19 protein-coding genes and 1 tRNA gene are annotated in these 21,474 nt (G+C 66.6%); 11 read left to right on the top strand and 9 right to left on the bottom strand.

Features of this window, described 5'->3' with window-relative positions; all coding sequences use genetic code 11:
* The first annotated feature begins 407 nt into the window (after positions 1 to 407).
* On the top strand, positions 408 to 4,013 hold the full coding sequence (locus ACTVAJ_RS06405; protein WP_470387129.1) for a hypothetical protein: 3,606 nt from the start codon (positions 408 to 410) through the stop codon (positions 4,011 to 4,013).
* 206 nt (positions 4,014 to 4,219) lie between these two features.
* Here ACTVAJ_RS06405 and ACTVAJ_RS06400 read toward each other — a convergent pair whose 3' ends face one another.
* The 5 genes from ACTVAJ_RS06400 to ACTVAJ_RS06380 form a co-directional block, all read right to left on the bottom strand.
* Positions 4,220 to 5,149: a phosphotransferase gene (locus ACTVAJ_RS06400; RefSeq protein WP_470387128.1), complete on the bottom strand. Its 930-nt coding sequence runs from the start codon at positions 5,147 to 5,149 to the stop codon at positions 4,220 to 4,222.
* Complete coding sequence (locus tag ACTVAJ_RS06395; RefSeq protein ID WP_470387127.1) at positions 5,146 to 5,739, bottom strand: hypothetical protein; 594 nt, start codon at positions 5,737 to 5,739, stop codon at positions 5,146 to 5,148. Before ACTVAJ_RS06395 ends, ACTVAJ_RS06400 begins: the two co-directional genes overlap by 4 nt.
* A 121-nt stretch (positions 5,740 to 5,860) precedes the next feature.
* Positions 5,861 to 6,409: a hypothetical protein gene (locus ACTVAJ_RS06390; RefSeq protein ID WP_470387126.1), complete on the bottom strand. Its 549-nt coding sequence runs from the start codon at positions 6,407 to 6,409 to the stop codon at positions 5,861 to 5,863.
* Between the two features lie 373 nt (positions 6,410 to 6,782).
* On the bottom strand, positions 6,783 to 6,962 hold the full coding sequence (locus ACTVAJ_RS06385; RefSeq protein ID WP_470387125.1) for a DUF397 domain-containing protein: 180 nt from the start codon (positions 6,960 to 6,962) through the stop codon (positions 6,783 to 6,785).
* Positions 6,952 to 7,779 carry a helix-turn-helix domain-containing protein gene (locus ACTVAJ_RS06380; protein ID WP_470387124.1) on the bottom strand — a complete coding sequence of 276 codons (828 nt, stop codon included), beginning with the start codon at positions 7,777 to 7,779 and terminating at the stop codon, positions 6,952 to 6,954. The genes ACTVAJ_RS06385 and ACTVAJ_RS06380 overlap by 11 nt, the downstream gene beginning before the upstream one ends.
* Positions 7,780 to 8,002: 223 nt before the next feature.
* Between ACTVAJ_RS06380 and ACTVAJ_RS06375 the strand changes: the two genes are divergently transcribed.
* From ACTVAJ_RS06375 to ACTVAJ_RS06350, 6 genes are all read left to right on the top strand, one after another.
* Positions 8,003 to 8,458: an ATP-binding protein gene (locus ACTVAJ_RS06375; RefSeq protein ID WP_470387123.1), complete on the top strand. Its 456-nt coding sequence runs from the start codon at positions 8,003 to 8,005 to the stop codon at positions 8,456 to 8,458.
* Between the two features lie 251 nt (positions 8,459 to 8,709).
* Positions 8,710 to 8,922, top strand: a complete 213-nt coding sequence (locus ACTVAJ_RS06370; RefSeq protein WP_470387122.1) for a BldC family transcriptional regulator — start codon at positions 8,710 to 8,712, stop codon at positions 8,920 to 8,922.
* A gap of 29 nt (positions 8,923 to 8,951) precedes the next feature.
* Positions 8,952 to 10,109: a glycosyltransferase gene (locus ACTVAJ_RS06365; protein ID WP_470387121.1), complete on the top strand. Its 1,158-nt coding sequence runs from the start codon at positions 8,952 to 8,954 to the stop codon at positions 10,107 to 10,109.
* Positions 10,106 to 10,804 carry a hypothetical protein gene (locus ACTVAJ_RS06360; protein ID WP_470387120.1) on the top strand — a complete coding sequence of 233 codons (699 nt, stop codon included), beginning with the start codon at positions 10,106 to 10,108 and terminating at the stop codon, positions 10,802 to 10,804. Before ACTVAJ_RS06365 ends, ACTVAJ_RS06360 begins: the two co-directional genes overlap by 4 nt.
* Positions 10,805 to 10,812: 8 nt before the next feature.
* Entirely contained in the window at positions 10,813 to 11,991 is a 1,179-nt protein-coding gene (locus ACTVAJ_RS06355; RefSeq protein ID WP_470387119.1) for a glycosyltransferase, read from the top strand.
* The gene (locus ACTVAJ_RS06350) at positions 11,988 to 12,887 is read left to right on the top strand and encodes a glycosyltransferase family 2 protein (protein WP_470387118.1); all 900 of its coding nucleotides are present in this window, start codon (positions 11,988 to 11,990) and stop codon (positions 12,885 to 12,887) included. Before ACTVAJ_RS06355 ends, ACTVAJ_RS06350 begins: the two co-directional genes overlap by 4 nt.
* Here the strand turns inward: ACTVAJ_RS06350 and ACTVAJ_RS06345 are convergent.
* On the bottom strand, positions 12,841 to 13,362 hold the full coding sequence (locus ACTVAJ_RS06345; RefSeq protein WP_470387117.1) for a P-loop nucleotide/nucleoside kinase family protein: 522 nt from the start codon (positions 13,360 to 13,362) through the stop codon (positions 12,841 to 12,843). The genes ACTVAJ_RS06350 and ACTVAJ_RS06345 overlap by 47 nt on opposite strands.
* 24 nt (positions 13,363 to 13,386) lie before the next feature.
* Here ACTVAJ_RS06345 and ACTVAJ_RS06340 point away from each other — a divergent pair, with 24 nt between their 5' ends.
* The 3 genes from ACTVAJ_RS06340 (at position 13,387) to ACTVAJ_RS06330 (ending at position 17,428) form a co-directional block, all read left to right on the top strand.
* Positions 13,387 to 14,283 carry an FkbM family methyltransferase gene (locus tag ACTVAJ_RS06340; protein WP_470387116.1) on the top strand — a complete coding sequence of 299 codons (897 nt, stop codon included), beginning with the start codon at positions 13,387 to 13,389 and terminating at the stop codon, positions 14,281 to 14,283.
* 2,216 nt (positions 14,284 to 16,499) lie between these two features.
* A complete protein-coding gene (locus ACTVAJ_RS06335) occupies positions 16,500 to 17,054 on the top strand; it encodes a hypothetical protein (RefSeq protein ID WP_470387115.1) in 555 nt (184 codons plus the stop codon).
* Positions 17,055 to 17,068: 14 nt separating this feature from the next.
* Complete coding sequence (locus ACTVAJ_RS06330; protein WP_470387114.1) at positions 17,069 to 17,428, top strand: hypothetical protein; 360 nt, start codon at positions 17,069 to 17,071, stop codon at positions 17,426 to 17,428.
* 579 nt (positions 17,429 to 18,007) lie between these two features.
* On the opposite strand, the gene ACTVAJ_RS06325 is transcribed toward ACTVAJ_RS06330, so the two are convergent.
* The 3 genes from ACTVAJ_RS06325 to ACTVAJ_RS06315 all read right to left on the bottom strand — a co-directional run bounded on the left by ACTVAJ_RS06325 (position 18,008) and on the right by ACTVAJ_RS06315 (position 20,693).
* Positions 18,008 to 18,078, bottom strand: a tRNA-Ser gene (locus tag ACTVAJ_RS06325).
* A 229-nt stretch (positions 18,079 to 18,307) separates the two neighbouring features.
* Positions 18,308 to 18,598, bottom strand: coding sequence for a hypothetical protein (locus tag ACTVAJ_RS06320; protein WP_470387113.1), 291 nt, complete (start codon positions 18,596 to 18,598; stop codon positions 18,308 to 18,310).
* A 325-nt stretch (positions 18,599 to 18,923) separates the two neighbouring features.
* Positions 18,924 to 20,693 carry a stealth family protein gene (locus ACTVAJ_RS06315; protein WP_470387112.1) on the bottom strand — a complete coding sequence of 590 codons (1,770 nt, stop codon included), beginning with the start codon at positions 20,691 to 20,693 and terminating at the stop codon, positions 18,924 to 18,926.
* 322 nt (positions 20,694 to 21,015) lie between these two features.
* Between ACTVAJ_RS06315 and ACTVAJ_RS06310 the strand changes: the two genes are divergently transcribed.
* On the top strand, positions 21,016 to 21,204 hold the full coding sequence (locus tag ACTVAJ_RS06310; RefSeq protein WP_470387111.1) for a hypothetical protein: 189 nt from the start codon (positions 21,016 to 21,018) through the stop codon (positions 21,202 to 21,204).
* Positions 21,205 to 21,474 lie beyond the last annotated feature (270 nt).

Raw genomic sequence — 21,474 nt, 5'->3', positions numbered from 1 at the left:
AGGTTGAACGTGCGCTGGGAGCGCAAGGCCTCCACCTTCCTGGCCATGCTCGGCATCGCCTGCATCCTCATCTGCTACAAGCACCTGGCCAAGCACACCGACGACTTTTGAGATGAGCTCTTATCACTCATAGTAACTGTACACTTACACGTGATTGGCGGCCTGCTGCGGCTGCAGGAGTGATGGGAGAACACTAAACCCAGCCACGCGACTCGCCAGTGCTGGTCGCAGCATTTCTCTGTGGATCCACCTGGTTTGATCCCAGGATTTCGCCGAGCGAATGAATTTCCCGCGTTTTCAGAAATAACGATCTCATCCGAAATTGTGTGGAGGGAATAGTAATGGTGATACATGCCGGGAAAGATGCGTTTGTCTCGAATTCCCGCAGTTCCGCAGAATCGTCCACAGTGCAGGAGATGATCCCCGGCCCATCAAAGGCGAGTGTGCAGAGCTCGTTCATCGACACCCGACCGGAGAAGCCGGAAGCGACCAGCACGCTCTACACACGGCGGTTTTCCACGAAGACAGCCGCCGGACCTGAAAAACACACGGTCGTGGGCGTACACGTCGTTTTCGAGGAGGGAAACCCGAACGGCCTCTGGGGGAACTTCCATATCGACCGAAGCAAGATGAAAATCGATGCCGACAGCTCTCCCGCAGTCAAATCCCTACGGATCTACTGCGACACGCTCGAAGTACGCGGAGCCTTGTCGCTGCCAGAGGCAGACGTGGAGATCTTCGCTCGTCACCTCGTGTGGTCCAACGACGTCGCCAGTATCAACACGTCGCCGCTCCCTTGGAGGCTGGAGAAGGCGCGAAACGCCGCCAACGGCAAGCCGGGCGAGAACGGAGCCGAGGGACGAGATGCCGGATCGCTTCGAATTTTCGTTGACAAGGTGACCTCTGTCGGAAACCCTGACTTCCGCCTCATCGCCCGCGGAGGCCGCGGCCAGGACCCCGGCGCGGGCGAAAACGGTAAAGACGGCGACAGCATGGAAGCGGCTTCGAGTCAGTATTTCAAATACACCGCAGACATGTTCAACAGCTCGAAAACCGTCAATTTCAATCCCCCATCCACATACCACGAATATTCATGGAGGTGGGCGTGGTCCGAAAAAACCAAAGGCACATGGGGCTCGAAGCGCTTTCCTCAAAATGGATCAAACGCTCTGGCGCCAGGAGTTCCCGGCAGCGGGGGGCGTGGCGGGACCCTCACGACCAACCTGAACCCTCAGGGAATGGCAATTTCAAACAAGGGCGGGAATGCCGGAAGTCGGGAAAGCGACTACAAAGGCGGAAAGGCAGGGACTCCAACAAAATCAGCGCATTACAAGGTAACGCTATGGCATGAAGCGTTCGGAACGAGTAACGCCAGCGATGATACTGCTATCACGGATTCCCGTGAGACCAAGGCGGGGGCCGACGCCCCGGGGCGTCCAGCGGGCCGGGGTGCGGGCAGTACGCCGGCACCGGTCTTCGTTGACATCCCCAACGCCTGGCTGCATCCGCTCGGGGTGCAGGCCACACTTGAGTACGCCCGCGACCTGTTCCTGGCGGGAGCACGAGAAGAATTGCAGGCACTGTTGCCTGTTTACGACAAGGCTCTCGCCCAGCCCATCCCGGCTACCAAAGCCTGGGACAGCGTGCCGCTATCGGTCTGGACGGCTGCCCAGACCGAGTTCGCCACCATGTTGGTCCGGCAGCGGGCCCATCTCGACTCCTTCGGCAACCCCGCTGGATACACTCCGCTGCTCTCGCTTTCCGGGTCGATCAAGCTGTACGAGGAGGAGACCGAGCGGGCGCTGCGGATGATGCTGCTCAGCGCGTGGGTCACTGACGTGGACCGTGGTGCAAAGGAAGCGGCCGCCATCCTCGGCGACACGATCGACACCGTGAACGCCGACAGCAGGGCAGCTGCAGAACAGGTCACCGCCGGTGAGGCGAAGATCAGCGAAGTCCAGGACCTGATCGGGGCCGTGGAGAGCGACCTCAAGGACCTCGCCACCCGGCTGAACAACCTCCGTGACAAGCTGTTCAAAGAAGCGCAGGATGACCTGAACCGGCAGGCTACGATCAAGTTCGGCATCAAGATGGCTGGCGCGCTGTGCCAGGTCATCCCTGTCGGCCAACCTGTCCTGGGCGCTGTCGGATCACTGGTTGCGGTCTCCACTGACCTTATGGACAAAGACCTGGACTCGGTCCCGGACACCCTCTCGAAGATCGGCGGCGCCCTCACGAACGTCACGGACGCCGTGGAGCAGGCTAAGGAAGCCAGCAAGGCTGCGTCCGAGAAGAAGTCGGTGGACTGGAGCACGGTCGGCAAGGGGCTGGGGTCCGCCTTCTCCTCGGCTTCTGAGGGCATCAAGGCGCTCCAGGTGCCCAAAACCGAGGTGGAGGCGGCACTCGCCAAGTTGGAGGCCGATAGCCCGGAGTGGAACGATTTGACCCGTCGTATCCGAGAGGTCAATGAGAAGAAGGCAGTGCTCTTCGGCGACCTTGAGAAGGCCATCAACTCCGTGGGGGAGGGTTTCAGCCGTCTGGCGGCCAACGCGGGCACGATCGTTCACTTGCAGCAGAAGAAGGGGAAGGTCTCAACCGACCCGGAGGCGGTTTTCGCCGTCCAGCAAATGGACCAGCGGGCACGGCTAACTCTGCAGAAGTACCTGTACCTGCTGGTCAAGTCCTACGAGTCAGCACTGCTCAAAAAGCCCTCCGTCGACTGGAGGCTGACAAAGATCACCAAGAAGATCGCTGACCTCGCGAAGTCGAACGGGGGAGGTGATCTGGCCAAGCTGGATGCTGGGGCCGGGGAGCTCGACATCCTCTTCAAGGAGAACCTGTCACAGCTTCGCGAGCAGTTGCTGGGCGACTACGACCTCTTGCAGGAGACCACGGGCACGCAGCAGTTCGCACTGACGGCGAAACAGACCCCGCAGGCGATCGACGCACTCAACAAGGGGGGAAGCTTCGTCATCGACCCCCTGTCGTTGGGACTGATCAGGCCTGACCGCCAACGCGCTCGGCTGAGCGGGGTGGAGCTGACGGAACTGGTCTTCGATCCCGAAGGGCCGTCTGTGCCTGAAGACACCGACGTCGCGCTCAAGCTCGTCCCCGCAGAGAAGGGCATCATGCGTCGGGACGAGGACCTGTTCCTCCTCACGTCCGAATCCCCTGTCCGTTGGGGGTGGACGATCGATTCGTCCGGAGGGATGGACCCCGATACCCAGAGTCTGGCAAGCAAGGACATATTCGACTTCATCCTCGGCTCAGGTTCTGAGAACGTCAGGGGGAAGGTCTCGCTTCCCCCCGCCTGGTCGGATCTGGCCCTGTCCGTGCTGTACTGGCCGCCGCTGAAGCGCAAGGACCGCCCGAAGATCAGTAAGGTCCGCTTCAAGGTCAAGATCGACAGCAGTCCCGCGCCGGACGACCAGCGGGTCCTTGCCGTACTTCCCGAGGGAGTTGTTGGCGACTCTGTGATCACGTGCTCCGCGGACCTCGCCGGGCGGGGCGACGGCTACGGCTCGATGGTTCGGATCTACAAGAAGGGCCGGACCGTCGATCTGACAGCCCCTGCTCTGTCCGGAAGTGCCGTCTTCGAAGGCTGGGACACTAGCGAGGAGGAGCCGGAGCCCGGGGTGACTTCCCTGCGGGTCAAGCTCGATAACCACGTACAGGCAGTACCGAGCTGGACCCGCGACGGTGTGGTGGTGCGTTCCACCATGGACCTGCCCCGGTTGATGCAGACCATGGGGGAGCAGGAATTCGCGGAGGCCTTGGCGGAGAAGGTCGAGGACGAGGAGGCCCGTCGCGAACTGATGGCACGTGCCTACGCACAGGAGACCGCTCCGGCTACCACTGAGCCGAAGACGCACGTGATCCGGGTGGAGCCGGACTCGGAGAGTGTGGCCGTCGGATTCGTTCCCCCGCAAGGCGAGCCCGATGTCATGGAGCACGGTTCGGGCTGGGACCTGGTGAACTACCGGGGCGTCGTGGGCTGGGTAGAGTCCAGCTGATCGAAGGAGACCGGTTGGTCATCGGGCAGGGGGCCCGCACCCACCGGGTACCCCTGCCCGAGACGTGTTGGCAGCACGCACGTTCCGGCAAGCCCCGCCCCTTGCCCGGAGGTTCGTTCGGTGGCGGTGCCCGAGGTGTCTCGTGCCGGGGGTGTGATGGAGGCTCTGATGTGTGCCGGGATCGCCTCCCGTCACCTGGTGCGTGTCTACCTGTAGGTGGACCAGCGGGTGGTGGTGTCGCCCTGTTGGAGGGTGTCCAGGCGGTGGCGCCACTGGGTGCGCAGGTCGGGGTTGGTGTTCAGGACCGGCAGGACGCTGGTGACGAGCCTGAGTTCGCGGAGTTGGCGTAGGACGGGGAACCCGGGCCAGGTGAGGACGTCGAAGCCGTACTCGGCGGCGAGCGGTGTGTGGTGATCGATGGGGTAGTCCATGCGGACTTTGCCGACCGCGGCGGGGACCAGGTCCCATTCGCGGGGGCCGTGGCTGAGGCTGTCGAAGTCGCAGATCACCGGACCGTCAGGCCCGGGGATGAGGTTGCCCATGAACGGATCGCCGTGGAGCATACCGGCGGGGAGTTCGAACTCCAGGTCCTGGGCCAGGAGCTCCAGGTGGTCGGTGCGCTGAGTGAGGAAGACACGGTCGGCCTCGGCCAGCCCTTCGGCGTCCGCGATGCGGCTGCGGATACGCGCGAACGGCTCCCACGACGGCAGCGCGAAACCCGGAGCAGGCAGGGCGTGGATGCAGCGGAGGATACGGCCCAGATCAGTCCCTGTCGGTTCGGTGCCGGTGGAGGGAACCAGGTGCCAGAAAGTCGCTGTCGCCCCACCGACCCGCACCGGCTGGGGGATGTCCTCTACCAATCGCACCGTCAGGGCGTCGTGCTGAGCGAGCCACCGGGCCGCCTGGATGACGACGGGGACGCGTTCGGCCACGGTCGCCGATCCGGCGATGCGCACCACCAACCCCGCGCTCGGGAGGCGGTAGACGGCGTTGTTGGTGAACTTGATCAGCTCGGCGTCGTCGGCCGCCTTGGTGCCCAGCCCGGCTTCCTCGCACAGGGCCGCGAGGACGTCGTGGACGCGGTCGCGGGTGAGGGCGAAGCGGGGGCTGGTGGGGGGAGCGGGAGTGGTGCTCATGATGTGCGAAGAGTAGCAATCTCGTCGGCGAGTTCGGCGGTCTCGCCCCGGGTTCGGTAGGCCAGGGCGGCGTGGTGGAGTGGGGCGAGCCGGTCGATGACGCGCACCGACCGGACCTGCCGGGCCAGGTCGACGGCCTGGCGATCGACGCGCACGCCTTGGTCGGGGTCGCCGTTGCGGATGTGGGCGGTGGCCAGGGTGGTCAGCTCGAAGGCCTGGCTGCGGCCCATGTCCGGGTTGCGGGCGTCCACGGCCCGGTACAGGTGCTCGGTTGCGGCGGTGTACGTGCGGGGCGAGGGGGTGGGGAGTGCGGCGTTGGCGACCCCGGACATGGCGTCCAGGTCGGCTTCGTGGAAGAACCGCACCCACGGGGTAGCGTCCGCATCGGCGCGGGCGAAGGCGTCGTGCGCGCGGGCGAGGGAGTCCATCGAGCGCTTGTGGTCATCGAGGACGGCGTAGGCCCAGGCGGCGTTGGCGCACATGAGCGCGACGGTGCGCTCGCACCCAGAGTCCTGGGCGGCGATCTGCCCCAGCTGGAGGAACCGCAGGGCCTGGAGGGTGTGGCCGCGGTGCAGGTGCAGGTGTCCCATCCGGTAGAGCACATTGGCCACCAGTGTGTGAGGGCTTGCCGCCTCTCGCGCGTGCGGGTATCAGGATGCGCTTAACTTGGTTTGCCAAGGGGCTGTGACTACGGGATGCCGTCTGTGGCGGTCAGCTTCCAGCCCGGGGAGCGCTGAGTGTCACGGACATGTCGGGGCCCGGCCAGCCCGTGAGTGTGAAAGCCGGGCAGCGCAGGGAGCGGCTGAGGAGGCCGTGCAGGTAGTCGACGCTCGACATCCGGTGGCGGCTCCAGACCATACTCCTGCTCTCCGTCACGACCGTCCAGGTGTCCGGATCCCCCGAGGCCTCCCAGAACAGCTGGTTCCCGTGGTCGTCAGCTCCCCATAGAAGGAGACGGGAGAAGGCGAACACGTCGTCTCCTTCGCCGGGGTCGTCGGTGAAGAGACTGTGGCCTTCGCGGACGATCACCCGGTCCCTCTTGTAGACGGTCCGGAGGTTCTTCCGCGCGTATGCGCTGACTCTCGGAAGGTCTGCTGCCGCGTCCGCGTAGAAGCGGTTGTCGACCTCGAAGCCTCCGCCGAGTCGGGTGAGCAGCTCTCGGAAGTCGGAGGGGAGGGGGATGTTCGGCGGTCCTGTTCTGACGGGTGTGGGTGGACCGGCGGGGAACAGCAGAGTGATCAGGTCATCCACGGTCGCCATCGTGCGCTCCTGTGTTCAGGGGAACGGTCGGGTGAGCTGTCCGGGCCATCTTGGAGGAGCGCGCCGACATTCCTCTCGTCTTTGACGGGGTGCGGGCGGCGTCCCTGCTTTGTAGCATCACCGGAGGCCGGATGGGTCGTTGTGGGTGAGGGGCGGCAGTTGGTGCCGGAGGGGCAGGCATCGGGAGCCGGAGCAGGTCTCCGTACCGTTGCGAGTGGATCTTCCCGGGTCTTGTAGAGATCACGTATCCCTGACGCGCGTGCCGAGATCGCATCCCATCATCTGTGCGTGGGCTCTCGCTCGAGAGAGAACACGTACAGACGGCCTTCGTTGGCCTCGGACAGAGTGCAGGGACGCTGCGGACTCGTGGGCGTCAGCGGGCCTGGTGCTTCACCTGGGCGAGGAAGTTGCGCCACTCCGCTGCCGAGAAGGTCAGTTGGGCGTCGTCACGGTGCTGGGTGTCACGAACGTCGGCACCGGTGCTGTGTTCGCGGACCTCGACGCACTCGTTGTTGCCGCCGCTGTAGGACGACTTGTGCCACTCAGCCACCATTGATCCTCTTCATCTCGTTGCGGATGGCTTCCAGGGTCTCATCCGGCCCGGCGGCGACACCCTGCAGCGCCGCGAACCACATGCGGTACCGCCCCACCTGGTTGGCCGTGGTGATGATCTGCCCCTCATGAGCGGACTCCACGTAGACGACCTCGGGCTGGTCGCCTGAGGTGATGACCCTGAAGGGGCCATTGTTACCCGCGTGACGGGGTTCGTCCACCGGGACCATCAGCAGGTTGACGCGCTCCTTCTCCACCAGGTCGACGACGTAGGCGAGCTGTTCCAACTGGACCTCAGCCGAACCGTAGCGGCGCATGAGCAGCGACTGGTCGATCACGAGCCAGACGACGGGGGAGAGGGCCTCCGCCATGTGACGCGCACGGTTCGCACGCTCCTTGGCCCGCTCCGCCAGGTCCTTCCTGGACAGCCAAGGAGCACCGTAACGGATGAGGGCCCGGGAGTAGGCCTCGGTCTGAAGATAGACCGGGAAGACCAGGGCCTGGTACTCGTACAGAGCGTCCGCGCCGTGGGTGCGCTCGGTGACCTCGTGCAACCAGGCCCGTCGACCGGAGCCCGTGAGCTCCTCCCAGAGCCTTTCCAACCGCCCACCACCGTGCACGACCTCGTCCAAGGCGCGCCGTAGCCAGGGGCGCGCCAGCGCCTTCCCGGTCTCGATGTCGGAGATATGCGAGTTGCTGATGGTCGTGCCGCGCTGACTGACACGCCGGGCCACGGCTTCCTGGGTCAACTCGGCTTCGGCGCGGAGCCTGCGCAGCTCCCGCCCGAAAATCTTCAGGGTGCGCTCGTCGGGGGTCATGACCCTATGTGAGCACATCACTCCGCGAGCCGTGGAGGGATTCCAGAAGATTCCAGAGCCTCCTGGAAGATTCACGGCTTATCCGGTCAGCCTTACGCCGAGTACTTCCCTGCCCGCATCCTCCTGCGAAAGGGCGCAACACCGATGCGCTGTCGGCCGAGCGCTTCGAGCTGCCGGAGAGGAGTGGGTGGGACGAGTGAGTGCCGCGATCAAGAACTCAACGTTGCCTCGCAGGATCAGCTGCGCTGACCCCAACACGTGGATCGCCGAGTTCGGACACGAACCGCACCACATCCGCACAGCCGCCCGGTGGTTGCTCCCACGGTGCAGCCCGTCCGGGAGCCAGGCGCAGCGGCTGCTGGAGGCCATGACGATCCTCCACAGCAACGCCGTGGAACACACCGCGTCCGGCCTGCCGGGCGGGACCGTGCGGATCAGGCTGGAGAAGCAGCCCTTCGCCTTCAAACTGGCGGTGACCGACGACGGCCCCCGTCCGGACGCACCACTCACCTTCCCGATCCCCGCTGGGGAGCCCTCCGCCGAGGGAGTACCCACAGGGCACGGGTTCGGGCTGCGGCGTCTGGAGAAGCTTGCTCTGTACTGGGAGTGGGACGGCTGCGCCGGAGGCCCCCTCACCGTCTGGGGGATCTTCGACCGTCACCTGCCGCTCGCGCGATGAGGGCCACGCCGTGTCCTGGAACGTCCACCACGACCAAGAGCGCGACGAAGCCGCTCATGTCCCCCAACGCGAGCGCCAGCGCATGTGGACGACTCTCTGCCCACCGGGAACGCGCCCACCCCCGATGACCTGCGCCGGAACATCCACCACCGCGAATACCGGATCGCTCGCGTCGGCCATCCAGCCCTGCACAGATCTCGGGCGCGGTCACACCGACCCTGCACACCTTCGGAGAGGAACCCCTGTTCGCCATGTCCGCCGAACCGCAACCTCCCGCCCCCGGCACCGTTCACGCACTCACCCCGGGAGAGGTCGCCCGAGCCTTTCGAGTGGATTCCAGGACCGTCTCCCGCTGGGCCAAGGAAGGCCGGATCAGCAGCTTCCGAACCCCCGGTGGCCACCGCCGCTTCCTCAAACACGAGGTGGACGCGTTGCTGGCCGCGAGCACCTTCCTCGCCCACTGACTCCGTTGCCGACGAAGAAAGCAGTCCCCATGTCCAGGTCCCTGCTGTACCTGCTCAACGTCTCCAACGCCTCCCGGCTCAGCGCTGACTCCGGACGGATCTACGCCGACATCCTCACCCGCGCCCTGACCGACGCCGGATGCGACATCACCCTGGTCTGCCCCACCCCGGTCACCGACCCCCGCGTGCGCCACATGGTGCCCCCACCCACCGCTACCAGCAAGTACCGGGTGCGCGTCACCCACGACGTCGGCTACCTCGCCCAACTCCTGCGCGCCACGTGCCCGGACGCGATCGTGGTCAACCAGATCGAAGCCGCCCCCGCGGTACGCGCCGCCATGCTCGACGCACGCGCCACCGCCCAGGTCGTCGGCTACTGCCACTACCTGCCCTTCTCCCTGGACGAACACGGCCACCTGGTCAAGGACCCCGCCTTCAGCGACGGCGGCCTCGAACTCCCCATCCAGCTCGCCTTCGCCAGCGGCCTGGCCGCCTGCGACCGGATCCTCGTCCACTCCCGCACCGCCCGCGACTGGACCCTGGCCGCCTCCGACGAGTACCGGGCAGGCATCCACGACCGGGTTCACGTCGTCTCCCCACCCCGCGACCCCCGCCTCGTCCGCACGGACGCCACCGCACCCGAACACGCCCTGGGCCTGTACAACCACCGGCTCTACGGCCACTACGGCACAGACCACTTCATCGATCTGGCCCGCCGGGTCACCGCCAACGGGCTCCTGATGCGGGTGATGGACCTCTTCGGCCGCCGCGACCCCGAACGCATCGCCTTGGACCCCAGCCCCGAACACGCCCTGGCCCGCCTCGACACCATCTGCGGCGTCACCGTCTGCACCGACGGAGGCGACCGCGACCGCTACCGCACTCTGCTGGCCGACACCACGGTGGGGTTCGCGCCGTTCCGGCCCGGGTGCACGTGGTCGATGTCGATCATCGACCTGCACGCCATGGGCGTCCCCGTCGTCGCACCCCGCATGGCGTGGATGGCCGAAGCCGTCCACGAGGATCTGCTCTTCGACCCGGCCGACCTCGACAGCGCGATCAAGATCGTGGACCGGCTCGTGGAGGACCCCGTCTTCTGGCAGGCCCGCAGCCGCCATGCCCACGACTCCACCCACCACCTGACCCCCGAACAGGTGGCCGCCGACTACCTGGAGGCGATCAGGTGAACCCCCGGCCCGACGCGGTGATGCTCTCCTTCGACGAGCCCCTCGCCAACGACCTGCACGCCCACCTGGAACGCGTCCTGGAGCGGCCGGTCAAGCGCCTGCACGGCGTGGTCGGCATGCGCCGCGCCTACCAACTGGCCGCCGAACTCGTGGACACCGACACCTTCCTGCTCGCCGACGGCGACTTCCACATCCACCCCGCCTTCACCCCTGCCCCCGAGCCCCTGCCCGAAGGCGTGGCGATGCGGGTGTGGAAGGCCACCAACCCCGCCACCGGACGCACCTACGGATACGGCGGCATGAAGCTCATCCGCCGCGACTCCCTCCGCCACCTGGGCGAGACCGTCGACGTCCTGGCAGCCCTGCCCGGCAGAGTCGAGTTCTCCACCCAGGTCGCGGGCACCACCCACTTCGACCAGAGCCCCTACCACGCCTGGAAGGCCGCGTTCCGCGAGGTCGCGATGCTCACCCGCGGCTGCGAGTACGGAGCCGACTCCGACACCACCCGCGAACAGCTCCGCGCCTGGACCACACCGGTCGGAGGCCGGTTCACCTCGTGGGTGCGGCGCGGGACCGCCGACGGTGCCGAGTTCGCCCACGCCACACCCGCCAACAGCCCGATCTGGCAACGGCTGAACGACCCCGTGTGGCTGCGCGCCCAGTTCGAGGCCGTCCCCGCTCGGGAGCAGTTGTGAGGCGGGCGATGGTGTTGGTCGAACCGGCCACCGAGCACGCGGGCCACTGGCAGGACGCCCTCGCCCACCTCGCCACGGCCGCCACCGCCGAGGGCCACCAGGCCGTCGTGGTCACCCTCAACGGGATACCCGCACACATCCACAGCATGCTTCAGGAACACGGAGCACTCGTGCTCACCCGGCCCGGCGAATCTGCGGGGAGGCTTCTCCTCGCGCTCGGGAAAGGGACACATCGGGTCGCCGCGATCGCCCGACGCCTGCTGCCTCACCGCCGGTTGCCGCACCAGATCACCCTCATCGCCCGGTGCCTGATCGAAGCGGCCTCCCTGCGCACCGCCCGCCACGTGCTGAGGCACGAACCCGACGTGGTCGTGATCCTGACCGCCAGCGAGGCCCTCCACGGAATGGCCTACCTGCTGTCACGCACCCCGCACCTGCGGGTGGTCCACGAGGTGAACACCACCGAAGACCGCCCCCTACGGACGCTCGGACGCCTCGCTCCGCCCCGACAGGCCGTGGCCGTGTGCCCCACGCGCGCGGTGGAGAACGAGGTCCGCGATCGCTTTCCCGAGCTGAGGACCACTGTCCACCCCTTCGCCATGGCCGCACCCGAGGAACGGATCACCAACGACGAACGCGCCCAAGCCCGCCGTGCGCTCGGTATCCCCGACAAGGCACCGGTTCTCTGTGTGGTGGGTGGGTGGTGGCTCCACAAGGACATGGCCACCACGGTTGCCGCGTTGGAACGTCTCACCCGGCCGCTGCACGTCCTCGTCGCGGGCGACCCCACCGACCCGAACCTCCTCCGCCGGATCGCCGCATCCCCACACGTCACGCTGCGGATCCTGCCCGGGCCGCTCACACCCGCTGACATCCGCCAGGTCTACGCGGCCAGCAGCTTCACTACCGTCCTGCGCCACTCCGGCGTGGGCAAGGAGTCCGGGCTGGTCGCCGACTCCGCCCGGCTCGGAGTCCCGCTCCTGATCTCCGACCACGACCCCGACCTGACCCGCCGCGTCAGCACTTGGGCCACGGTCGTCCCTCCCCGCGACCCGGACGCGCTCGCCGACGCCATCAACCAGGCCTCCCTACACCCACCAGCACCGCCGCCTCCCACCTCCGCGATGGACCTCGGGCTGCGTACCCCGCGCCAGACGCTGGCCCTGTTTCAGGAGTTGATGCCATGATCCCGCCCCTGATCGCCGTGATCGGCCCCGTCGAGACACCTCTGCTCCAGGCCTGGGTCGAGCACTACCGCGCCCTCGGAGTCGGTGACTTCCACCTCGCGCTCCACCTGCCTGAGCACGCCCTACCCGGAACCGAGCAACGCCTGCGCGACACCCTCGCCCAACTCGGGATCACCCCTGACCTGGTGGAACACGGTCCCTGGCACGAGACCACCAACGCTCGCCTGCGCGACCGTCTGCGCGCCCGTGCCGGGGAAGGGTGGCATCTGATCGCTGACAGCGACGAGTTCCACGCCTTCGTCGCCTCGCTGGCCGAGGTGATCGTCACCGCGGAACAGGCCGACCACACCGTCGTGCGGGGACTGTTGCTGGACCGCGTCGCCCGCATCGGAGAACTCACCGCCTGGCCCTCACGAGAGCACACTGCCGGGGAGAAGGGGGAGGGCCTTCGGGAGGACTTGGACGCCGCCTACCCTCTGGGCGGCTGGCTCACCCACCGGCTCCTGCTAGGTGATCCCCGCAAGGTCGTCCTGGCCCGCCCCGACGTCCCCCTCAGCACGGGAAACCACCGCGCCCCCGGCCACCACCCTGCCCACGGTCAGGTCGCCGTGGTGCACCACTTCAAATGGCGCTTCGGCGTCGAGGCCGACCTCAGGCGTAGGATCGCCCGCTTCAGCTCCGGGGCCTGGGCCGAGACCAGCCCAGCCGTACGCCACGAAGCTGCCCGCTTCCTCACCCACCTGCGCGAGAACCAAGGGCGGATCAACACCGCCGACCCCGCACTCGCCTTCCGACCCGTCACCCTTGACCACACCCCGCCCACCTGGCAGGACGAGGCCCACCCGATCCTCACCCAGTGGCGGCCGGCCCCGCCGGGAACGAGCCAGCGGCGATGACCTCCTCACCCTCACTCTCGGGAGGATCAAACCGGGCCACGAAGTCCGCCAACGCCTCCGGCGTCACCGTCAACGCGTTGGCGTCCTCACGGCGGTTCCGCTCACCCAGACGCCGCAGCAGCTCCTCCCGCTCCACGGGGAAGTACAGCAGCCGCCACCGGCCCCCTGAGGCTTCGACCAGCTTCTTCCACTCCTCCCGCTCCGCACGACGCCACAGACCGTGGTCCACCACCACATCGCGCCCCTGGGAGAGCAGCTCGACCAGACGGTCACGGACCCAGTCCACGACCGGGACCTGACGCTCGAAGTACTCCCACTCCGGATAGTCGACCCCGTACCGGCCATGTCGACGGTGGACCTCCTCATCCACCGACAACCGCACCGCACCGGACGGCTCGAGCACTGTGCGCGCGTAGGTGGTCTTGCCCGACCCGGTCAAGCCGACCAGCAGAAACACCACGGGAACCCGTCCCACACGTTCTCCTTCCCGGAGCTGTCGATGCACCGTTTCACACGAGCAACTCTACGAACCGCGATCCAACGCGCACCCGTATTCATCCCCAAACGGGCCATCCGCTGGCTGGACGACGAACTCCTACGCAACCCCGTCACCACCACTGCCTCGACACGGTTCGGCGCCCATGTCCCGGTCACCACCAGTGACATCATCCAGCGCTACCTCTACACGTTCGGCACCTGGGAACCCCACCTGATCGCATGGATCACCCACTGCCTCAACGCGGGGAACACCTTCGTGGACGTGGGCGCGAACATCGGCTACTACACGATGCTCGCCTCCCACCTCGTCGGCCCGACCGGACACGTCGCGGCGATCGAACCCGTCCCACCCTTCCACCAGCACCTCCAGGCGACGCTCCTGCTCAACGAGGCGCGCAACGTCCGCGCCATCGACCAGGCCGTCGCGGCTGAACCCGGCCGGGTGGAGATGTTCCTGGCCGACCCGGGCAACCTCGGCGGTACCTCCACGATCCGGCCTCGGCACGTGCACGACGCCTTCCACGTCGACGCCGCACCGCTCCCGGACATCCTCACACCCGCCGAGATCCGCAACGCGCGGCTGATCAAGATCGACGTCGAAGGAGCCGAAGCCGCAGCGGTCCAGAGTCTGGCACCCCTGCTCGGCCTGCTGCGGCCCGACGTCGAACTGATCATCGAGGTCACCCCGCGCACTCTGGCCAAACAGGGGCTGGAAGTCGAAGACGTGATCGGGCCACTACGGGCGGCGGGCTTTCACACCTACCGGATCGCCAACGCCTACGACCCGAGGACCTACCTCACGGCCATCAGTGCCCCCGAACCGCCGCGACGGTGGGAGCGGGAAGTCACCGAGATGAGTGACCTGGTGTTCTCCCGGGCTGACGCCGCATACCTGTGACCCCCAACCCAACCTCGTGCCCGGGGCCGGTGACTGTTCCGGGCGGAAGGGGTTGAAGATTCTCGCCTGACCAAGCGACCATCGACCAGCCCTGACCAGGACAGGAACCCATTTCTGGGGTTTTAAGGCTGTTGCTGCCTGTTTGTGGGTGGGAAGCGCAGTTCCGAGGGCGTACGACTTCGGGGCCATTGACACTCACCCCCGACCCCGCAAGGGCAGGGGCCAGCCTCGTCTCGGGGCTGGCGAAGAAGAGAAGAAGAGGTGCCCCAGGCCGGTGCGCGAACACCGACCCGGGGCGTGATTCCCACCTGGATACAGCAGGAGGAAACCGTGGAGAAGTCTATCGGGCGCCACCGCAAGCGCCGCCGGGGATGGGGCGAGCACGTGCGCTGGATGATCGGCGCGGTGCTGGCCACCGTGTTCTGCGGCCCGACGAGCCGCAGCGCCCCACCAACGTCAGAGCCCGAGGCCCGTCAGCCGCTTCCGGAGAGGCGTGCCCGGGCAGAGCGGCAAGCCGTCTTGGGGCAGCAGGTGGACGAGAAGCTGGGGGCGGCTTCGCGCACTCACGCGGGGGCCGTGGTGCAAGGGGAAGCGGCTGTGGTGCCGCGTCAGCGGGACCCGTATACGGGGCGGCGTGGGTGGTGTGTGGATGACGACGGGGTGCGCGGGGGGCGCCCCTACCTCGCCCGGGCAGAGGAGCGCTTCCTCTGCGGCCACGCGGAAGCGGCTGGAGGCGCTGGTCACGTCGGCCTCCTGGACACCGTTCGCGAGCCCTCGCCCGTGCCCGCGCCTTCTCCGGTTCCTGAGGGTGGCGGGGAGGGTGAGTTCGCTGAGCTGGCCCGCCTCGTGCGCCGATGGCAGGCTGTCACGAGCTGACCGGTAAGAGCACGCACTCCGGTGTGGTGTCGACCATGAGGATGGTCGGCACCACACCGAGGTTGTTCTTCGTTCACATCAAGTCATCACAGGTCAGCCGTGCGATATAGAAAAGGGGGAAAGAGCGCCCCCTGGAGTGGTTTTCGGTCGTCCATTGTGCAGCGGGTGGAGTGCGCTGAACCCCGAGTGAACACGGTTTGAACCAGGGCCAGTAGGTGGGCCGCTGTGTGGGCCGACGCCTGGACCGCCCCTGTAGCCCACCCATCCAGCACCATCTTCGCAGGTCAGGGGTTGTTCAAGTGGGCCAACGCGTGTCCAGACTTATACCCAGTGGGTACTTATCTTCACGTAGGGGGCGGGCGGCGCCCCCGGCGAGCGGGGGCGCCGCCCGCCCCCCGCATCCCTCGAAGGGTGCTTCCCTCCGGGTTCCTCTTCCCGTCTTGTTTCTTGATCTGCTCTTTCTTCCATCCATTGATCCGAGTGGAAGAGCCCACGCCGTAGCGCGCGGTGAGTCGGCGGAGATGACGCGGAGATCACGCGGAGGGCGGGCGGCGGACGGGTGCCCGGTGGCGAGCGCTGCGACGGGTTTCCGCGCGGCTCGCGGGGGCGTACGAGGCGCAGCGGCCCGCGACTCGCGGCGCGGCCCTGCGAGATCGGCGACCGGCTGTCGAGTGCGTCGCCTGAGTCTCGTCGTCAGGACCGTGGAGGGCAAGCACGGTGAGGTGGTGGAGGGGACCAGGGGGAGAGGACGCCCTGTTCGTTTCCGTTGTCGCGCCGTGGTAGTGGCCGGTGGGGGTGGTGATCCCGGGGGCCACGGTCACCCCCGACGCCGGGGCTGTGTGGGCCCACGTCGGCCCTACGGCCGCTGATGGGCCCGTGCTCCCGTCCGGGGTGTGCGGGGCGGACAGGGCCGACCAGGGCCGCTTGCGACCCTGGCCAGGGATGAGGGCATATCGCCCGAATCGGACGGTTGGTGGTAGGGGTGTTTCGGGCCGGGGGCACACCAGGAGCGAGAAGGCGCCACCGACCCCTGGCCGCGGGAGGTTCACCCCGGCTGGTCTGGGGCCTCGTGTCCGGTACGTGTTCCCCATCGGATCAACGGTTCCCTGGGCTGAGCTCTGCAGCCGGTTCTGCCATGTTTTTCCGAAACCTATGGGGGGATCCCCTTTTGGGGATCTGGTCATGGCCCCGTGTCTTGGGGAGACGTTCCATGAGGGAGAGATGTTGGCATATACACAAGGATGCGTACCTCGCGAATCTGGTTTTCTCGCCGTCGCATTGTGGAATGAACTCGGTGCGCTTCCGTCAATCGGATGCGGAATTCTAGGAGTTCGTCCGAAATGCTCAAGAAGATCCCCGGTGTGCTTGCTGTCCTGATGGCACTCGTCCTCCTTGGTCCAATGTCGCAGGCCCATGCCGCACATGTTCCACCAGCGGTCACGGTCGAGGACTACTACGCAGAGATCAACGGAGTCGAGTACCGGCCGTCACAGGAGCGTTCTCGGACATGGGCGGCTTGCGGGGTGCGGGACGACAGTCACAAGCTTGTCCGTACTTTCACGAAAAACGGCGGTCCGTCCGGAAAAAGCGCCTACCTCAAGTGCGGATCGCGAGGCTGGGGATATCGCCACATCAAGGACAGGCACATGGATGACTGGAACAACATCGCCGTCCAGATAGGGGATAACTGGCGGTCCTTCGCTGACTTCGCGATCGAGCAGATTCTTATCGCACCTGAAAATGTCTCCTACAGGGCGGGGAACGACACCTATGCGTTCACGGCGCCAGTACAGATCCGAGACGGTGACGGGAACGTTGTCAGGACCTATCGACCTGTGGTCTCCGTCGCCAACGAGTCACGCAACATCATCACTGCCTATCCCCGGCGCGGGTAGGCACTGGAGGGTCCATGGACGACGCACTGCTGTTCTCCGAACTCGTGCACCGGCTCAACTTGGATGACAGCTTGGCCGAGGAGGCTCCCGACCGGGCGAGCGTCCTTCTTCGCCGGTGGCTGGGCCGTGATCTGGATCCGCCGTATGTATTGCATGTGGACCCGCCGACGCTGCGGGAGCATCTGCGGTCCATGGAGGACGTCAGCGAACTGTTTCCGAACACCGCCCGTGAGATCGGTGCGCTTCAACTGTTCCTCGTTCATATCGAGGAAGCCGTTGAGACCGCTCCGGAGGGCTATCAGCATTTGGTGATCGGCTCGGCCGGGGTGTACGCACGGCCGGATGCTCCACCGCGGGCCGATCGCAGCGCTTAGCGTGAGACTGGTCCGTCTTATGTGACCTTGCGTGGTCGGTGGGTTTCGTCTGTGAGGGGTGGTGATCGGGGTCGCCTGTGCGATCGCGATCGCGATGGCTACCGGCCACGGGGTGGTGGTGATGCCTATCGCCCAGGCAGTGGCTTCCCCACCACTTCGTGAGGCGTGGCCTACGCTGAGCCACAGCCCGGCTCCCGCCGAGCCGGGAGCTCCTGGTCGTCGTGCCCCCAGGCCAACGCGCCTTGCTCATGGCATCTGGTGGTGATGCGACAACCCTGGTTGGTGAGCGATCCCGGCGGGATCGGCCGTATACGGCCTGCAGCGCGGCAGGGCGCGCCAGGGGCCCGGGGATGCCTCGCGCGGGGTGTTGGGGCGACTGTGGGGCGCTGGCGGGCGGACGCGGGGGCCGTCCCGGGGCACCGGCACCAGGGTCACGGGATGTCACAATGCTCCGCGAGGTGGGTGTCCACCTGTACGGGACCTTGCACTGGGGAGCACACGAGGAGCAAAATCTGCCCCCAGACGAGGTCCGACACCTCGTCTGTTCGACTCGTGCGCCCCGTCTGACCTGGGATTTTGTGGCGCACCCGGCAGGATTCGAACCTGCGACCCCCGGATTAGAAGTCCGGTGATCTGGTGCCGTCACGTGCCTTTTCGTGCTGTTTCGTGTCACCCCATCCGATCCGTGGTGTCGTCTGAGAACGTGTGGTGCCGCCGGGTGTCGTGTCAGTACGGAACTGAAGAGCACGAACGGAGCACGAACCGGCGGTTGGCTGCATCCGATGACACCTCGCGAGGTTCTCGCTGGTTGTTTGGGGGCCAACCTTGGTGACAGATTCTTGGCCCAGTCAAGTACACGGAGGATCTGTCCAATTCACCTCACGATTCCTGAGCACGGCGGCTGGCTTCGGTTATGCCGTTGAACCCGTCCGCTCGCAAACCGGCCAGGCGCTTGTCCTGGCGCCAGCGGTCCATGGCGTTCCAGTGCTGTTGAGAGTCTCGGTGTTCGATGACGGCCTGGGTCAGTGGCAGGCTGCCCGGTCCCAAGACCTGGCGGGCTTGTTGCCGCACTTGGCGTAGCTCGGCGAGGACGGTGATCCCGGTGTCCACATCATCGACATTCACCCCGATCGCGAACCTGTCATCGGTGGGCTCGATGTAGACGGCCACCGGGGGGTCGTCGTGTAGCCGCGGTGCCCACTCGGACAGCAGGCGAACGTTCTCAGGCAGTGTGCCGTACAGGTACGCACTGCAGGATGCGGTTACGGTCGGCCCCTCCAAGGAGCGCACGCACGGTTCCTGGGAAGCGGGACGCGATGGGGAATGTAGTCCCGCCATGACCGTGATGAAGGTTCGGGTTGGCGAGAGCGTGTCATTCCCCTGAATCCGTGAGTTCTTTGTGCTGGTAGCGATGGAGGCTCTGGTGTCCCGGAACCGCCTTCCGGCACACCCGTCGTGCGGGCGGCCTCGTTGGTCGCCGTCCGCGCTCGCATGTCTACCCTGTCGTCCTCTCGTAGGGGGAGGGGAAGGGGAAGCGGGCCTGGAGGAACTCGCCCACCATGCGGTTCACGGACTCCTGGGCTTCGGGGGGTGTGTCGAGGTCGTTGAGGCAGAAGAAGTCCACCTCCGCGGAGGCTTCCAGCCGGTCCAGCCGCTCCTGGGCGTCGGGGGCGCCGATGTCGACGTAGCGCATTCGGAACTCGCCCGGTACGGCCCGGCCGGTCATGAGCGCGTAGTGGTGGTGCATCGTCGCGGCGAACCCCACGTCCGACAGCGACCGGAACCGTGACCGGGTGGTGGGCTCCACCTCCTGGCCGTACTTGTCCTCCAGGTCCAGCATCACCTGTCGGATCTGCGGGTGCGGGGTGTGCTTGAACTTGTGGGTGATCTGGCGTCCGAACTCTTCGGTGAACAGGGCGCGCACGTTCTTGCCCGCCGAGTTCGGCGCGACCTCCCCCTCGACCGGCCGGCCCACCCCGAACTGGAACGGGGAGAAGGGCAGTTGGGCGATGCCGTTGGCGTGGAAGAAGTTCTCCGCCCGGACGGGGCGGGCCAGGAACACGTCGTCGTTGAAGTACAGGTAGCGCTCCGACAACCCCTCGATGTGGTGCAGCCGGGTGCCGATGGCATGGGAGTTGAAGGTGGGCAGTGCATCGTGGTCGGCGAAGATGTCGCGGTGGTCCACCACAGTCAGCCCCGGTGTGTCGGTGTCCAACCACGCAGGGACCTGGTTGTCGGTGACCAGGTAGACGTGGCGCACGAATGGGGCGTACATCCGCAGCGAGCGCAGCGAGTAACGCAGTTCGTCGCGGTCGGTGAACCGCGAGGCGTTGCCCGCCAGGGTGGCCGCCGCGTCGTCTCCCCGGTGGCGGGCGCGCTTGGCGGCGTGTTCGGGGTCCTCGCCGTCGACCCAGGTGTAGACCACGTCCACGGGGAAGTCGACCTCGTCCACCAGCGTCCAGGTGAAGGGTTCGAAGGTGGGGTGCCGGCGTCCGGCCACGGTCAGCGTGGCGGGCTTTCGCTCGGCGCGGGGTAGGACGTCGGCGACCCTGTTGCGGCGCGGTGCCACCAGGGAGTCCGCCATTACGTCGTGGGGTGTCTGGGTGCGCAGTTTGCCCAGGATCTCCTCGACGTTGTCACGCTCCAGCAGGTCGGAGCCGTCGCGCCAGAACTCCACGTCGCACCCGTACTCGAACCCGCCCAGGAGGCGTCCTGCGGGGGAGAGGAGCGGTTCGGCGAAGCGGATGGTCAGGGCGGACTTGATCTGCTCGTCCAGGGCTCCGTCGACGTAGGCGGAGACGGCCGCCGCGCTGCCCTGGGGGCCGGGTTTGACCGCGTGCAGGGCGCTGGAGCCGTACAGCTCGCGCATGGCCTCCAGGACGCGTTTGCGTTCTGCGCGGTGGACACCGACCACGTGCCTGAGCGGGGAGCGGCCGCGGACGAGGAAGTGGTCGATGCCGGCCTCCTCCAGTGCGGTGGTGACCAGGCGCAGGTTGTGCGCGGAGGCGTCGGCGCAGGTGAAGTCGTCCACGACCCGGCCCAGGAGCTCCGTGTCCTCGGAGGTGAAGGTCCGTACAGTCGGGTCGCCGTCGAGGAGGTTCCGGCGTCGCTGGGCGATCTTGGCCAGCCGCTTCTGCTCTGCTGCCTGGCGGCGTTCTTCGGCGGCTTGTTCGGCTGCCTGGCGACGTTCCTCCTCCAGGCGTGCCTTGGTGGCGGGAGGGAGAAAGCGTTCGCCGGCTCGCTTCACACGTGCTGCCAGGGCCATGGGGCGGGATCCTTCGGTCGAGGTGGGGAGGCGGGGATGGCTGTGGGGCGGATGTTGAGCCACGCCAAGGGGCAGAGGCGTCAGGTGTTCAAGTAAAGGACGAACGGGTCTCTTCTGGCGTTCACGCCTATATGGGATCGAGACTCATCCGGTATCCACGCCCTTTGGGCTCTGCCGGGGCGTCTGGGCGGTAGCGAAAACGCGGTTGGGTGTGGTGCGGGGTCGGGGTGCGCCTCGCGTGGTTTTCAGCAGCATGGCCGTCTGCTGTCGGTGAGGCGTCGGCTTCCGAGCCGGGTGTGGGGCTGCTCGCCATCGGAAACGGATGTGGATCCTGCTGGAGCTGGACTGGCCATGGTGGGTGATCGGATCGGTCTGTATGCGTGCAGTCGGGGCGGGCGAGCTGGCGAGCCCGACCCCTCATGTACAAAAGGTCATGAAGCGACTGCGAAAAGTCACGATGCTGATGCTCGAAGCATCTTGTGGCGGAACGGTCGGAGCTGAAACCTTCTGAAGGTTCCTGTGGCCGGATTTGGCCACCCCGTCTCATATGTGACAAGAGTCCAGGTGGGACGCGGTTTCTTTTAAACCTCTGAGGCTTGTGCGCTTGCTGTCCCCTGGTGTCCGTTTCCCTCTGTGCGCTAGCTTCGGCCGAGATTCAGACGTTGGGCGTGAGCCCTGCGTCGACGCTGACCCAGACCCCGGAGAGGCATCCCCCATGCGTCGCCCCTTGACCCGAGCGACGGCGGTCACGACCGCCACCGCCCTGGTCCTCACATTGCTC

The organism is Nocardiopsis sp. KDC1DS13DA1 (assembly GCF_055632325.1).
This window is presented reverse-complemented; position numbering and strand designations above follow the sequence as displayed.